13 protein-coding genes and 1 riboswitch are annotated in these 13785 nt (G+C 70.1%); of the genes, 4 read left to right on the top strand and 9 right to left on the bottom strand.

The genetic code is table 11. From position 1 onward, the window contains the following. Positions 1-16: 16 nt before the first annotated feature. Positions 17-1477: a DUF445 domain-containing protein gene (locus tag ACZ6MZ_RS18795; protein ID WP_469353051.1), complete on the bottom strand. Its 1461-nt coding sequence runs from the start codon at positions 1475-1477 to the stop codon at positions 17-19. Between the two features lie 145 nt (positions 1478-1622). On the opposite strand from ACZ6MZ_RS18795, the gene ACZ6MZ_RS18790 reads away from it, so the two are divergent. Continuing rightward, positions 1623-3032 carry an SGNH/GDSL hydrolase family protein gene (locus ACZ6MZ_RS18790; RefSeq protein WP_469353049.1) on the top strand — a complete coding sequence of 470 codons (1410 nt, stop codon included), beginning with the start codon at positions 1623-1625 and terminating at the stop codon, positions 3030-3032. 83 nt (positions 3033-3115) lie between these two features. On the opposite strand, the gene ACZ6MZ_RS18785 is transcribed toward ACZ6MZ_RS18790, so the two are convergent. The 4 genes from ACZ6MZ_RS18785 to ACZ6MZ_RS18770 all read right to left on the bottom strand — a co-directional run bounded on the left by ACZ6MZ_RS18785 (position 3116) and on the right by ACZ6MZ_RS18770 (position 6646). Then, on the bottom strand, positions 3116-3790 hold the full coding sequence (locus tag ACZ6MZ_RS18785) for a DUF1707 SHOCT-like domain-containing protein (RefSeq protein WP_469353047.1): 675 nt from the start codon (positions 3788-3790) through the stop codon (positions 3116-3118). 31 nt (positions 3791-3821) lie between these two features. Then, entirely contained in the window at positions 3822-4826 is a 1005-nt protein-coding gene (locus tag ACZ6MZ_RS18780) for an ABC transporter ATP-binding protein (protein WP_469353046.1), read from the bottom strand. 100 nt (positions 4827-4926) lie between these two features. Continuing rightward, the gene (locus ACZ6MZ_RS18775; RefSeq protein ID WP_389783212.1) at positions 4927-5799 is read right to left on the bottom strand and encodes an ABC transporter permease; all 873 of its coding nucleotides are present in this window, start codon (positions 5797-5799) and stop codon (positions 4927-4929) included. A 46-nt stretch (positions 5800-5845) separates the two neighbouring features. Then, positions 5846-6646: an ABC transporter permease gene (locus tag ACZ6MZ_RS18770; RefSeq protein ID WP_384184977.1), complete on the bottom strand. Its 801-nt coding sequence runs from the start codon at positions 6644-6646 to the stop codon at positions 5846-5848. A 249-nt stretch (positions 6647-6895) separates the two neighbouring features. On the opposite strand from ACZ6MZ_RS18770, the gene ACZ6MZ_RS18765 reads away from it, so the two are divergent. Then, on the top strand, positions 6896-9379 hold the full coding sequence (locus ACZ6MZ_RS18765; protein ID WP_469353045.1) for a transglycosylase domain-containing protein: 2484 nt from the start codon (positions 6896-6898) through the stop codon (positions 9377-9379). A 63-nt stretch (positions 9380-9442) separates the two neighbouring features. On the opposite strand, the gene ACZ6MZ_RS18760 is transcribed toward ACZ6MZ_RS18765, so the two are convergent. The 3 genes from ACZ6MZ_RS18760 to ACZ6MZ_RS18750 all read right to left on the bottom strand — a co-directional run bounded on the left by ACZ6MZ_RS18760 (position 9443) and on the right by ACZ6MZ_RS18750 (position 10699). Next, on the bottom strand, positions 9443-9763 hold the full coding sequence (locus tag ACZ6MZ_RS18760) for a DMT family transporter (RefSeq protein WP_384184983.1): 321 nt from the start codon (positions 9761-9763) through the stop codon (positions 9443-9445). Positions 9764-9799: 36 nt separating this feature from the next. After that, positions 9800-9865, bottom strand: a riboswitch (guanidine-III (ykkC-III) riboswitch). 88 nt (positions 9866-9953) lie between these two features. After that, on the bottom strand, positions 9954-10256 hold the full coding sequence (locus ACZ6MZ_RS18755; protein WP_384185071.1) for a GroES family chaperonin: 303 nt from the start codon (positions 10254-10256) through the stop codon (positions 9954-9956). Between the two features lie 122 nt (positions 10257-10378). Next, positions 10379-10699 carry a DUF3618 domain-containing protein gene (locus tag ACZ6MZ_RS18750; protein WP_384184986.1) on the bottom strand — a complete coding sequence of 107 codons (321 nt, stop codon included), beginning with the start codon at positions 10697-10699 and terminating at the stop codon, positions 10379-10381. A gap of 139 nt (positions 10700-10838) precedes the next feature. Here ACZ6MZ_RS18750 and bcp point away from each other — a divergent pair, with 139 nt between their 5' ends. Both bcp and proP read left to right on the top strand, forming a co-directional pair. Next, positions 10839-11306, top strand: coding sequence for a thioredoxin-dependent thiol peroxidase (gene bcp, locus ACZ6MZ_RS18745; RefSeq protein WP_389678653.1), 468 nt, complete (start codon positions 10839-10841; stop codon positions 11304-11306). Between the two features lie 153 nt (positions 11307-11459). Continuing rightward, complete coding sequence (gene proP, locus ACZ6MZ_RS18740) at positions 11460-12875, top strand: glycine betaine/L-proline transporter ProP (protein WP_469353043.1); 1416 nt, start codon at positions 11460-11462, stop codon at positions 12873-12875. Here proP and ACZ6MZ_RS18735 read toward each other — a convergent pair. Beyond that, positions 12870-13703 carry a helix-turn-helix transcriptional regulator gene (locus ACZ6MZ_RS18735; RefSeq protein WP_386877673.1) on the bottom strand — a complete coding sequence of 278 codons (834 nt, stop codon included), beginning with the start codon at positions 13701-13703 and terminating at the stop codon, positions 12870-12872. The two genes, proP and ACZ6MZ_RS18735, sit on opposite strands and share 6 nt — an antisense overlap. Between the last annotated feature and the right edge of the window lie 82 nt (positions 13704-13785).

The following is a 13785-nucleotide window of genomic DNA, read 5'->3' as shown; positions in this document are numbered from 1 at the left end:
GGGAAAGGCCGTGGTCTTACGCGCCCAGCGCGCGGGAGATCGTATAGATCACCAGACCGGCCAGCGCACCGACCACCGTGCCGTTGATACGGATGAACTGGAGGTCGCGGCCGATGTGCGCCTCGATCTTCTTGGAGGTGTCGTCGGCGTCCCAGCTCGCGACCGTGTCCGAGATCAGGGAGGTGATCTCGCCGCGGTACGTGGAGACGACATACGCCGACGCGTCCTCGATCCACCCGTCCAGCTTCGCCTGCAGCCGGTCGTCCGTCGCCAGGCGCGCGCCCAGTGACAGCAGCGAGGCCCGCGCCCGCAGGCGCAGTTCGCTGCGGTCGTCCTCCGCGGCGGACATGATCATGGCGCGTACGGAGGACCAGGCCGAGGCGATGATGTCCTGCACCTCGGGCCGAGCCAGCAGCTCCGACTTCAGGCGTTCGACGCGGGCCCGGGTGTCCGTGTCGGACTGGAGGTCGGCCGCGAAGTCCCGCAGGAAGCGGTCGATGGCGCCGCGCGCCGGATGGGCGGGCATGTCGCGCATCTCCGTGATGAAGCGCAGCAGTTCCTTGTAGACGCGGTCGCCGACCTTCCGGTCGACGAACCGCGGCGTCCAGCCCGGCGCCCCGCCCTGGACCGCGTCCATGACCGAGTCGCCGTGTAGCACCAGCCAGTCGTGCGCGCGGGAGCAGATCAGGTCCACGGCACGGTGGTGGGCACCGTCGGCGACGACCTTGTCCAGGGTCTTGCCGATGCCGGGGGCGACCTCCACCGCGTCCGCGCGGCGGGTGATGGCCTCGCCGACGACCGCCTGGACGTCCGAGTCGCGCAGGACGGTCAGCGCGCCCCGAAGCGCCGTGGACAGCTCGGCGGTGACCCGGTCGGCATGGGCGGGTTCGGCCAGCCAGGAACCGAGCCGGCGACCGATGCCGAGGGCGCGCAGCCGGGCCCTCACGACGTCGGCCGAGAGGAAGTTCTCCCCGACGAACGCGCCGAGCGAGGCGCCCAGCTGGTCCTTCTTGTTCGGGATGATCGCGGTGTGCGGGATGGGCAGGCCGAGGGGGCGCCGGAAGAGCGCCGTCACCGCGAACCAGTCGGCCAGCGCGCCCACCATGCCCGCCTCCGCCGCCGCAGCGACATAGCCGGTCCAGCCCTCGACGCCGGAGTTCCTCGCCCAGGTGGCGAGGACATAGATCAGGGCCACCAGCAGCAGCAGACCGGTGGCGGTGGTCTTCATACGGCGGACACCGCGCCGCTTCTCCTCGTCGGCGGCCGTGTACGAGAACGACGCCAAGGGGGAGCGCTTACCCGAAGAGCCGGACGGGCCGGGCGGGCCTGGCGAGCCGGACGGGCTTGGCGACCCCGACGACCCCGGCGACCCGGACGGCGCAGGCGCCCCCGGAGACCCCGCGCCGCCGCCAACACCGTCACCAGCGCCGCCACCCGCTCCGGCTTCCACCGCTCTGTTCGGATTCGTACGTTCCATCCGCTCCACCCGTCCGCGTACGCGTCGTGCCCAGATCCACCCGTACGCATTGTCTCTCCCTGGGGTACTCCCGGGGCGGACGTCGAGTTCCCGCGCGATGCCGGATGATGTGTTCTGTACATAGGTGGGAGGGGACACGGGGGCCATGACCAGACATCGCGGATTTGCCCTGCTCGGGGCGCTTGTGGGGGTAGTGGCGCTGGTATGCGGCGCAATCATCGCCGGGTACGGCCTGCTGGAGAACGGTCTGAGCACGGCCTCGGGCACAACCTCCGGGCCGGGTACGGGCCGGGGCAGCCCGGCCGACGGCTCGCGGGATGCCCGTGCTCAGGGCCGTACGCCCGTGGGGAGGGCGGCGCCCGCCTCCGCCGACGCCTGGACCGGCACCTGGGCCGCCGCACCCGCCGGGGCCGAACCCGGCGCACCCATCGGTCACCCCGGGCGTTCCATCCGTAACGTCGTCCACACCAGCATCGGCGGCACCAGCGTCCGGATCACCCTCTCCAACCTCTACAGCCCCAGCGCCCTGCTGATCGGCCGCGCCTCGGTCGCGGTCGGCCAGGGAAGCCAGGGAAGCCAGGGAGACCAGGGGCGCCGGGGCAGCCGGGGCGGCGCGAGCAGCGCCGAAGCCGTCGCCGGGACCATGCGGCAGCTCACCTTCGGCCGCGGTCCGGCCGTGACCCTGCCGCCCGGCGGCCAGATCACCAGCGACCCGGTGCCGCTGCGGGTACCGTACGGCGGCGATCTGCTGGTCACGCTCTACACGCCGACGCCCAGCGGGCCCGTCACGTACCACCCGCACGCGCTGCAGACCTCGTACCTCGCGACCGGTGACCGTACGCAGGACCTCGACGGAGCCGCGTACACCGAACCGACCACGGTCTGGCGCTATCTCACGGCCGTCGACGTGCTCAACCGCGAGGCGCGGGGCGCGATCGTCACCTTCGGCGACTCGATCACCGACGGCCTCCGCTCCAGCCAGGACGCGAACCGCCGCTGGCCGGACATCCTGGCGGCCCGGCTGCGCGACCAGCACATCGGTGTGCTCAACGAGGGCATCAGCGGGAACCGTGTCCTGTGGGACGCGGCGGGTCACGGAAACGGCGCGAGCGGTGTCGCGCGCTTCAGGCGCGATGTCCTCGGCCGGGCGGGCGTCAAGACCGTCGTCATCGACCTCGGCATCAACGACATTCTGCGCAGCGGCGAGACCGACCCCGCCAGGATCACGGCCGGGCTCACGGAGCTCACGCGGCAGGCGCACGCCCGCGGGGTGCGCGTCATCGGCTCGACGCTGACGCCGTTCGGCGCGCACCGCGGGTACAACGCGGTCACCGAGTCCGTACGCGACCAGGTCAACGAGGAGATCCGCTCGGGCCGGGTCTTCGACGACGTCGTGGACTTCGACCGGGCGCTGCGCGATCCGTACGCCCCCGACCGGCTCAGGCCGGTGTACGACTCCGGCGACGGCCTGCACCCGAGCGACGCCGGCTACCGGGCGATGGGCCGCTACCTCGACCTCCAGGCCCTGGACGACAAGGCCCCGGCCCAGCTGTAACGCCGCACGTCAGGAGGGGAGTCCGGAGTTCGGAACCGGACGGGAGCTACCCGTCGGCCGGCCCGGCTACTCAGGCGGGCCCGTCAGTCCAGCTCCTTGCGGTCCGCCTTCTTCTCCAGGCGCTGCCGCTTGCGCTCCTCCTTGAGGCGGCGCTTCTCCGACTCCCGCACCTTGCGCTCCACCCCGACCCCGCCCATCAGCGCGAAGCCGGTGATGATCACGCGCGGTGACCCGGGGCTGACCTGCCGCTCGCCCACCTCGCCGAACCCGCCCATCAGACCGAAGCCCCTGACCTCGACCTCCATGTCCGGCGGTACGGTGACATGGACGCCGCCCATGATCGTGAAGCAGCGGATCACGACGTCGCGGTCCTCGAACCGCGCCTCGCGCAGATCGATCTCGCCGCCCGCCTGGAAGACGACCGCCGTGAACTTACGGCCCACCGTCCAGGTGCCCTTGCGTCCGAAGCCGCCCCAGAACGCGAAGGCTCCCTTGGAGGTGGCCTGCTCCCGGCCGATCCGGTCCGCCCAGCCACCCGTTTCGGGGGCGAGCGCCACGTCCGTCGTCGTTCCCGGCGCGGGCAGGTCGCTCACCAGCGGCGCCAACTCGCCATGGGTGCGCGCCTTGAAGGTGGCATCCAGGCGCTCGTCGAACTCCTCCATGTCGAGTCGCCCCTCGGCGACGGCCTCGCGCAGCCGCTCCGCGATCCGTTCACGCTCGGCGTCGGAGGCACGCGTCTCAGACCGTTCACTCGTCATGCGGACAGCCTAGTCAAGGGTGCGGCCTCCGTCACACAGCAGATCGGTCCGCGTACATCTTGGCGATGACGGCCTCGATGTCCGGCTCCCGCAGCGACAGGTCCATGAGTGGGTACTCCGCCGCGATCCGGGCGACCAGCGGCGCCGCGGACTCCGTCGCGGGGAAGGACAGCCACTGCCGCGGCCCCTCCACCTTCACCACACGCGCGCCCGGCAGTTCGATCGGCGGAAGTTCGCGCTCCAGGTCGACGACGAGGGTCCGCTCGCTCTCGCCCACCTCGTGCAGCCCGGCCAGCGCACCGTCGTACAGCAGCTTGCCGTGGTCGATGACCATCACACGCTTGCAGAGCTGCTCGATATCGGTCAGATCGTGCGTCGTCAGGAGCACCGTCGTACCGCGCTCCGCGTTCAGATCCCGCAGGAACTCCCTGACCTTGGCCTTGGAGATCACATCGAGCCCGATGGTCGGCTCGTCCAGATACAGCACCTCGGGGTCGTGCAGCAGCGCCGCCGCGATATCGCCGCGCATCCGCTGACCGAGCGACAGCTGCCGTACGGGAACGTCCAACAGCTCGCCCAGATCGAGGAGTTCGACGCAGCGTTCCAGATTCACCCGGAACCGCGCGTCCGGGACGCGGTACATCCGGTGCATCAGCCGGTACGAGTCGATCAGCGGCAGGTCCCACCACAGCGTGGTGCGCTGCCCGAAGACCACGCCGATGCGCTGCGCCAGCCTCGTACGCTCCCGGGAGGGATCGATGCCCGCGACCCGCAGCCGGCCGCCGCTCGGGGTCAGAATGCCCGTGAGCATCTTGATGGTGGTGGACTTTCCGGCACCGTTGGGGCCGATGTAGCCGACCATCTCGCCGCGCGGCACCCGGAAGCTGATGCCGTCGACGGCCCGCACCTGATGCTTCTCACGGCGCAGCAGGCCCACCCTGCGCCGGACGTCGAAGACCTTCTCGATCCCGTCCAGCTCGATGAAATCCGCGACCCCGCCCGTGGCGTCGGTGACACCTGTGACATCCGTGTTCATGAACGCTCCACTCCATCCGGCTCTCCTACGACCAGCCCGTGCCCTGCCCGTGCCCCTGCCCCCGTGCCCCTGCCGTTGCCCGTGTCTCTGCCGACCCCCGCTAGCTCCCCGTACTGCGGTACGACCGGAGCCCCAGCCGCCACGCGACCCCGGCCAGCGCGCAGCACGCCACCGCGACCACCGGCGGCAGAAACGCGACGAAGTCCGGCAGCCCCAGCGGGTCCTCGCGGCCCAGGACATAGAGCGCCGGCATCCAGTTGACGAAGGCCAGCGGCACCAGGAACGTCACCCCGCGCACCAGGTCCTTCGCGAAGACCGTCGGCGGATACTGCAACAGCGTCGTCCCGCCGTACGTGAACGAGTTCTGCACCTCCGAGGCATCCTGCGCCCAGAACTGGAACGCCGCGCCCGCCACGAACACCGCCGCGAAGATCGCCGCCCCGCTCAGCAGCATCATCGGGACCAGCAGCACCCGCACCGCCGTCCAGTCGATGTCCAGCGCCACCAGGGCGTAGACCAGCACCAGCAGCCCCTGGAGGACCCGGCCGAGCCGCCGCAGCGCGAACCGGTCCGCCGCCACCTGCGCCAGTACGGGCACCGGCCGCAGCAGCAGCGTGTCGAGCGTGCCGTCACGCACCCGGCGGCCCAGCCGGTCCATCGACCCGAGCAGCAGATCGGCGAGCCCGAAGGCGGTGGCGGACGTCCCGTACAGAAAGGCCACCTCGGGCAGCGAGTAGCCGCCCAGGGCGTCGACATGGGAGAACATCAGCAGGATCGTCACAAAGTCGAAGGCGGTCGCCGCGAAGTTCCCGAAGGCCGTCATCGCGAAGGACGCGCGGTACGCCATCGTCGAGCGCATCCACATCGCCACGATGAGGCCGTACGCCCGCAGGCCGTCGCGCAGGGCCTCCCGGCGCGACAGCCGCGGAATCCACAGCTCCGCGGAATCCACAGCCGCCGGCTCTCCAGACATCGGCTCCCCGGACATCGGCCCTTCAGCCATCGGCTCTGACGCCTCCTCAGCCACCCTGGACCACCACCCTCCGTGTCGCGACGGTCTGGAGCGCCCGGCCGGCCGCCAGCAGGGCCACCGCCCAGCCGGCCTGGAACGCGTACGCCCCGGCCAGGCCCCACCCGGTGTGTTTGCCGAAGAAGACATCCGCCGGGACCTGGAGCAGCGAGGACCAGGGCAGCGCCCGCGCGACCTCGCCCAGCAGACCGGGGAAGAGATTGAGAGGCAGCAGCAGCCCGGAGAAGAACATCCCCACCAGCATCGCCATCTGCTGCGCCCCCGCCCCGTCCATCAGCCAGAACGCGGACAGGGCAACCAGGAAGCGGATCGCGAAGCTGACCACGACGCCGAGCGCCACGGAGACCAGGAACGCCACCCAGACCAGCGGATTCGCCGGCAACGCGAGGTCGAAGGCGAACGATCCGAGGACCATCGGGAGGATGCCGCGGCCCAGCAGATGGAAGGCCGCCCGGCCCAGGTCCCCGGCCATCCACCACAGCTGGAGGTCGGCGGGGCGGTAGAGGTCGACGGCGATGGCGCCGGTACGGATCCGCTCGATCAGCTCGTCCTCGAAGCCGCCGCCCAGCATCGCGCACGTCATCAGCAGCGCCTGGCCCAGCCACACATAGGTGACAGCCTGGGAGAGGTCGTAGCCACCGAGCTGCGGACGTTCATCCCAAAGAGCGGTATAGGCGTACGCCACGATGAAGCCGAAAACCGTATTGGTGAACACACCTGCGAATGTGGCCACGCGGTACGTCGCATAGCGACGGAACCCACCTGCGGCCACCACGGCATACAGCCGCACAACAGCCCCCTCCCCTCGCTCGGACCTCACTCGGAACTCACTCGGCGCCCGCTCGGCACCAAAGCGCACGACCCTAGTCCACGGGGGTCAGCCGTCGCGACCGAATATCCAGCTGCCGCCGCTTGCCCGTTCTGGACGTGTTTCCTGGGGTTGCACAGCGTTTCTTGAGGATGTATGGCGAATCGCCTGATACGACACCGTTATGCCGGAGAGCGAACCCCCGGCCGCGGCCGAGGAGTTTCCACACACATGAGCGACGAGCCACAGCAGGGCTGGGCCCCACGGGATCCCTCCGCCACCGGACCCGCGTCCTTTCCGCGGGGCGGGCGGGCCAAGAAGGCCACGAAGGGGAAGAAGGAAACGAGCGGCACGAAGGGCAAGCGTCCCCGCCGTACCGGCTGGCGCAGGCTCCTCCCCACCTGGCGGATACTGCTCGGCGGGTTCCTGTTCTGCGCGCTCGTCCTGACCGGCGTTCTCGTCGCGGGCTACATGCTCGTCGACATCCCGCCCGCCAACGCCGCGGCCACCGCCCAGTCCAATGTGTACCTGTACCAGGACGGCAGCCAGATCGCCCGCGACGGTGAGATCAACCGCGAGAGCATCCGGCTCACCCAGGTGCCCGAGTCCGTGCAGCGGGCGGTACTCGCCGCCGAGGACCGCGGCTTCTACAACGAGCCCGCCGTCGATCTCCAGGGCATGGCCCGCGCCGCCTGGAACACCGTGATCGGCAAGGGCACCCAGGGCGGCTCCACCATCACCCAGCAGTACGTCAAGAATTACTACCTCGGCCAGGAACAGACCATCATCCGCAAGTCCAAGGAATTCTTCATCGCGATCAAACTCAATCGCGAGGAGAGCAAGGAACAGATCCTTCAGGGCTATCTCAACACCAGTTATTTCGGCCGCAACGCGTACGGCATCCAGGCCGCCGCCCAGTCCTACTACGGCAAGGACATCGAGGAGATCACCACCGCCGAGGGCGCCTATCTGGCCTCGCTGCTCAACGCCCCCAGCGAATTCGACGTCGTCGTCCACCCCGAGAACGAGACGGCCGCCCTCGCCCGCTGGAACTACGTCCTCGACGGCATGGTCAAGGAGGAGTGGCTCAGTGAGGACGACCGGTCCGAGATGAGCTTCCCCGTACCCGGCAAGATCAGGCCCTCCACCATCGGGCTCTCCGGACAGCGCGGCTATATCGTCCAGGCCGTCGAGGACTATCTCACCGGCAACAAGATCATCGAGGAGAACACGCTCGCCGCCGGCGGCTACCGGATCACCACCACGCTGCACCGGAAGAAACAGGACGCCTTCGGCAAAGCCGTCAGGGACCAGGTCACCTCCAAGCTCGACAGCAGCCGCGCGGCCGACCGCAACGTGCGCGTCGGCGGCGTCTCCATCGACCCGGAGACCGGCAAGGTCGTCGCCATGTACGGCGGTATCGACTACACCAAGCAGTACGTCAACAACGCCACCCGACGCGATTATCAGGTCGGCTCCACCTTCAAGCCGTTCGTCTTCGCCGCCGCCGTCGAGCACGGCTCCCAGACCCAGGACGGCACGCGCATCACCCCGAACACCCTCTACGACGGCGACAACATGCACATGGTCGAGGGCCCGGAGGGGTCCACCGGCTACGCCCCCTCGAACGAGGACGACGTCGACTACGGTCCCATCCCCGTCAGGACCGCCACGGACAAGTCCGTCAACGCCGTCTACGCGCAGATGGCCCAGGATGTCGGCCCGGCGACGGTCAGGAAGACCGCCATCGCCCTCGGCCTGCCCAAGACCACCCCCGACCTGACGGCCTCCCCGTCCATCGCGCTCGGCCCGTCCACCCCGAGCGCCCTGGACATGGCGGAGGCGTACGCGACCCTCGCCAACCACGGCGCGCACGGCAAGTACGTCATGGTCGAGAAGGTCAGCAAGAACGGCAGGGCCGTGGCGCTGCCGAAGCAGAAGACGAAGCAGGCCATCAGCCGCGCGGCCGCCGACACCACCACGTCCATGCTGACGAGCGTCGTCGAGAGCGGCTCGGGCACCGCCGCCCAGTCCGCCGGCCGCCCCGCGGCGGGCAAGACCGGCACGGCGGAGGACGACAAGGCGGCCTGGTTCGCCGGCTACACGCCCAACCTGGCCACGGTTGTCGCGATCATGGGCGCCGATCCGGAGACCGCGCAGCAGAAATCGCTGTACGGGGCGATGGGCGAGGCCAGGGTCAACGGTGGCGGGGCGCCCGCCGAGATCTGGGGCCAGTTCACGGCAGCCGCCCTCAGCGGCACCGAGGTGCGGGATTTCGACCTGCGGCTGGAGGACGGCGCGGAGGAGGTGGCGCCCGCGGACGAGGAGCAGTCGGAGCAGCCCGACCGGCCCCGGGATTCACCGGGGGCCGACAGCGAGGGCCAGTCACAGGGACAGAGCACGCAGGGGCAGAGCAACGGCGGCCAGAACCAGGGCCGGACGGGTGGCGGCGCCACGGACGGCGGCCAGTCCCGGCCCCCGCCGCAAAGCCAGACCCAGGGTCAGGCGACCCAGGGTCAGTTCCAGGGCAGGACGCAGGGCCAGACGCAAGGTCAGACGGGCGGCGGAGCGGCCACCGGGGGCACCAATACCGGTGGCGGAACGGGCGACGGCGGCGAGGGCGGTACGGGCAACGGATCCCGGTCCGACAACGGCACGCAGGGCCCCGGCTTCGGCTTCGGCCCCGCCGCCGGACCCGCCGGGCCGGAGCACTGATGTCCGTCAAGGGCCGATGTGCGTCAGCGCCCTGATGCCGCCTTCAGCGCCCTGATGCCGCGTTCAGTGCCCTGATGTCGCCTTCAGCCCCACCACGGCCACCAGCAGCAGACAGACGAAGAAGATCCGGGCGGCGGTCGCCGGCTCACCCAGTACCACCATGCCGAGCACCGCCGCACCGGCCGCGCCTATACCGACCCACACGCCGTACGCAGTACCGATCGGCAGCGTCCTCGCGGCCTGTGACAGCAGCAGCATGCTCGCGACGATCCCCGCCCCGGTGAACAGGCTCGGCCACAGCCGGGTGAACCCGTCGGTGTACTTCATCCCGATCGACCAGCCCACTTCGAGCAGACCGGCGACAAGAAGCAGAACCCAAGCCATGACGGCACCTCCGACACGAAATGAACGCGGACAACAGGTGCGTCGTCTTTCCGTTCACCCGGTACGGCGCGTCTCGTCGGGGTCGTTCCACCGTAGCAAAAGGCGCCGGGAGGGCAGCGAAAAGGCTCGGTGACCATGGTCACCGGGCCTCGCCCCACGCGCTGCGGACCAGTCGCCGCAGCCCGCACGGCTACAGATAGAGCCCCGTGGAGTCGTCCGACCCCTCGAAGCGGTCCGCCGCGACCGCGTGCAGATCGCGCTCCCGCATCAGTACGTACGCCACCCCGCGCACCTCGACCTCGGCGCGGTCCTCGGGGTCGTACAGCACCCGGTCCCCCGGCTTCACCGTCCGTACGTTCTGCCCCACGGCCACCACCTCGGCCCAGGCCAGCCGCCGGCCGACCGCCGCCGTCGCGGGGATGAGGATGCCGCCGGAGGAACGCCGCTCGCCCTCCGGGATGTCCGTCCTGACCAGCACACGGTCATGGAGCATCCGGATGGGCAGCTTGTCGTGGGTGTTCTCGCTCACGCCCCAGAACCTACCTGCCCGCGGCCGCGCCGTACGCCACAGGGGTCGTCAGGACGGCGGCCGCACGGGCCCGCGCCAGGCCCGTATCAGGCCCGGCGCCGCCTCATCGACACCGCGAGCAGTCCCACCACACCGGCCACGACCAGCGCCACCGGAACCAGCCGTTCCAGCCGCGGCCCGCCGTCGATCCCGATGAACTGCGCCCGTACACCCGACACCGTTCTGTTCACGGCGACGAACGCGCGCCCTGCTGTGTGATCCACACTGGCAGCCACCCGGGCCTTCGCATCGCCGACCATCGTCTTCGGGTGCACCCGCACCCCGATCTCGTCGAGCGTCTCGGCGAGCTGCCGGCGCCTGCGGACGATGTCCGCCTCGATCTGCGCCGGGGTCCTGGAATCCGACACCGCGCTGCCTCCGTCGTCGTGTCCGGTTGGTCCTTCGTCAATACTTCATCGACAGTCTGTCAGCTCCGCCGCCCCCGCACCCGGCGGCACCCCCGATTACGCTCGGCCACGTACACCCCGACCTCGACCGAGGAGAACCATGAGCGAGCGACTCCAGCCCGGCGACACCGCCCCCGCCTTCACCCTGCCCGACGCGGACGGCAAGGACGTATCGCTCGCGGACCACAAGGGCCGCAAGGTCATCGTCTACTTCTACCCAGCGGCGCTTACCCCCGGCTGCACCAAGCAGGCCTGCGACTTCACCGACAACCTCGACCTGCTCGCCGGCGCCGGCTACGACGTCATCGGTGTGTCACCGGACAAGCCGGAGAAGCTCGCGAAGTTCCGCGAGAAGGAGAACCTCAAGGTCACCCTGGTCGGCGACCCCTCGAAGGCCGTGCTCGAAACGTACGGCGCCTTCGGCGAGAAGAAGATGTACGGCAAGACCGTGACCGGCGTGATCCGCTCGACGATCGTCGTCGACGAGGAGGGCAAGGTCGAGCAGGCCCTCTACAACGTGCGGGCCACCGGCCATGTCGCCAAGATCATCAAGGATCTCGGCATCTAGGCCCTGTCCGACAGGGCCTAAGGGCTGTCCCGTAATCCGTGGCGGGCGCACGACGACGGCTACGGGACAGCCCTTAGCTGGGCCCCACCTTCGGTGGCGACCGAAGTCCCGCTCCGGTGGGGCTTCGGTCTGTCGAGGAAAGGACCGCACGCCATGGCCGGGCAGGAACACACCCCGCAGCTGCGCCGGTCCGACATCACCGTGACCGACGAACGAGCGGTCAGGCGGGCCGTGAAGGCCGCCTCCCTGGGCAACGCCATGGAGTGGTTCGACTTCGGCATCTACAGCTATCTGGCCGTCACCATCGGACGCGTCTTCTTCCCGTCAGGGAACCCGACGATCGAGCTGCTCTCCTCCTTCGCGACCTTCGCCGTCGCCTTCCTCGTACGGCCGGTCGGCGGCATGGTCTTCGGCCCGATGGGGGACAGGATCGGCCGCAAGAAGGTGCTCGCCCTGACGATGATCATGATGGCGATCGGCACCTTCGCCATCGGCCTGATCCCGTCGTACGCGACGATCGGCTTCTGGGCCCCCGTCCTGCTGATCTTCTTCCGGCTGGTCCAGGGCTTCTCCACCGGCGGCGAGTACGGTGGCGCGTCCACGTTCATCGCGGAGTACGCCCCCGACAAGCGCCGGGGCTTCTTCGGCAGCTTCCTGGAGTTCGGCACCCTCGCCGGGTACGTCGGGGCGGCGGGCCTGGTCACCGCGCTCCACGCCGGGCTCGGCGCCGACGCCATGGACGCGTGGGGCTGGCGCGTCCCGTTCCTGGTCGCCGGGCCGCTCGGGCTGGTCGGCCTGTATCTGCGACTGCGGCTCGACGAGACCCCCGCCTTCCAGAGGCTGGAGGCGGACAGCGCGCGCGGCGCCGAGGCGCCGGACCCGGAGGACTCCACCACGAGGGGCGACCTCGCCAGGATCTTCCGGCAGTACTGGCCGGCGCTGATCCTGTGCGTCGCGCTGGTCGGCGCGTACAACATCACCGACTACATGCTGCTGTCGTACATGCCGACGTACCTCTCGGACGAACTCGGCTACAGCGAGACCCACGGGCTGGTCATCCTGCTGGGCGTCATGGTCTTCCTGATGCTGATCATCAACCGGGTCGGCAGGCTCAGCGACCGCTTCGGCCGCAAGCCGTTGCTGATGACCGGCATGCTCGGGTTCCTCTTCCTCTCGCTCCCGGCGTTCCTCCTGATCGGACAGGGCAGCATCCCGGCGATCACGTCGGGCATGCTGATGCTGGGCCTGTCCCTGGTCTGCCTCCTCGGCACCATGTCGGCGGCGCTCCCCGCGCTGTTCCCGACGGAGGTCAGGTACGGCGCGCTCTCGGTCGGCTACAACCTCTCCGCGTCCCTCTTCGGCGGTACGACCCCGCTGGTGATCACGGGCCTGATCAGCCTCACCGGCGACAACCTGATGCCGGCGTACTACGCCATGGCGGCGGCGCTGGCGGGCGTGGCCTCGGTGGCCTGCATGAAGGAAACGGCCCGGCAGCCCCTGGCGGGCTCCCCGCCGTCGGTCGCGACGGAGGCGGAAGCGGCGGAACTGATCAACGCCCGGGCCTCATGACCCGTTCGTCCGCCGCACGGCGCTCAGGGAACCGAGGAGGGCGAGGGAGTCGGCGTCCGCGCTGCCCGGCTCGGCGGTGCCGACCAGCAGGTGCTGTCCTGGCGCACCCTGGACGTCGTAGGACTGGTAGGTGAGCCTGATCCGGCCCACCTCCGGGTGGTTGAAGGTCTTGGACCTGCGGCCGATGCCGCTGACCCCATGGGCTCGCCACAGCGCCTCGAACTCGTCGCTGCAGTCGAGGAGTTCCTCGACGACCACGGCGATCCCGGAGTCGCTCTGGTGGTGTCCCGCGGCCAGCCGCAGGACCTCGGCCGCACACCGCGCGACGGTCTGCCAGTCCGCGTACAGCTCCCGGGCGGCGGGGTCCAGGAAGAGGGAGCGGACCACGCGGTGCGGGTCCACCAGTGAGGAGAGCAGGGCGTCGGCCAGCGCGTTCGACGCGAGGACCTCAAGACGGCGGTTGATGATGTAGGCCGCCGCCGTGGGGAAGGCGTCCATCAGACCGCGGAGGGCGGGGTCGGCCTCGTCCGGCAGGTCGGTGGAGACGGGCTTCGGTACGAGGCCGGCGAGCCGGTAGGCGTGCCAGCGGGCGTCCGAGTCCAGGAGCAGCGCTCGCGCGAGGGCGTCGACGACCTGGCCCGACGGACTGCGTTCCCGGCCCTGTTCCAACCGGGCGTAGTAGTCGGCGCTGACCCCGGCCAGGACGGCGACCTCCTCGCGCCGCAGCCCGGCGACCCGCCGCGGTCCGGAGCCCGGCAGCCCCACGTCCGCGGGCTGCAACCCGGAGCGCCGCGCATTCAGGAACTCGCCCAGTCCGTACCCGCTCATTTCGAAAGCGTACGTCGTCCGTTCCGTCCGTCCCTTCCTAGGTGTGCCGCACCCAGGAAGCCTCGTCCTGCCCCACCGGCGG

Source organism: Streptomyces sp. NPDC042201, from assembly GCF_055582185.1.
This window is presented reverse-complemented; position numbering and strand designations above follow the sequence as displayed.

What these genes read in the sequence shown, in the direction of transcription:
- ACZ6MZ_RS18780 (WP_469353046.1), bottom strand. Translation starts at nt 4,826, where the DNA reads ATGAACACGGATGTCACAGGTGTCACCGACGCCACGGGCGGGGTCGCG.
- bcp (WP_389678653.1), top strand. Translation starts at nt 10,839, where the DNA reads ATGAGCGAGCGACTCCAGCCCGGCGACACCGCCCCCGCCTTCACCCTG.
- ACZ6MZ_RS18785 (WP_469353047.1), bottom strand. Translation starts at nt 3,790, where the DNA reads ATGACGAGTGAACGGTCTGAGACGCGTGCCTCCGACGCCGAGCGTGAA.
- ACZ6MZ_RS18775 (WP_389783212.1), bottom strand. Translation starts at nt 5,799, where the DNA reads ATGTCTGGAGAGCCGGCGGCTGTGGATTCCGCGGAGCTGTGGATTCCG.
- proP (WP_469353043.1), top strand. Translation starts at nt 11,460, where the DNA reads ATGGCCGGGCAGGAACACACCCCGCAGCTGCGCCGGTCCGACATCACC.
- ACZ6MZ_RS18765 (WP_469353045.1), top strand. Translation starts at nt 6,896, where the DNA reads ATGAGCGACGAGCCACAGCAGGGCTGGGCCCCACGGGATCCCTCCGCC.
- ACZ6MZ_RS18760 (WP_384184983.1), bottom strand. Translation starts at nt 9,763, where the DNA reads ATGGCTTGGGTTCTGCTTCTTGTCGCCGGTCTGCTCGAAGTGGGCTGG.
- ACZ6MZ_RS18755 (WP_384185071.1), bottom strand. Translation starts at nt 10,256, where the DNA reads ATGCTCCATGACCGTGTGCTGGTCAGGACGGACATCCCGGAGGGCGAG.
- ACZ6MZ_RS18795 (WP_469353051.1), bottom strand. Translation starts at nt 1,477, where the DNA reads ATGGAACGTACGAATCCGAACAGAGCGGTGGAAGCCGGAGCGGGTGGC.
- ACZ6MZ_RS18735 (WP_386877673.1), bottom strand. Translation starts at nt 13,703, where the DNA reads ATGAGCGGGTACGGACTGGGCGAGTTCCTGAATGCGCGGCGCTCCGGG.
- ACZ6MZ_RS18790 (WP_469353049.1), top strand. Translation starts at nt 1,623, where the DNA reads ATGACCAGACATCGCGGATTTGCCCTGCTCGGGGCGCTTGTGGGGGTA.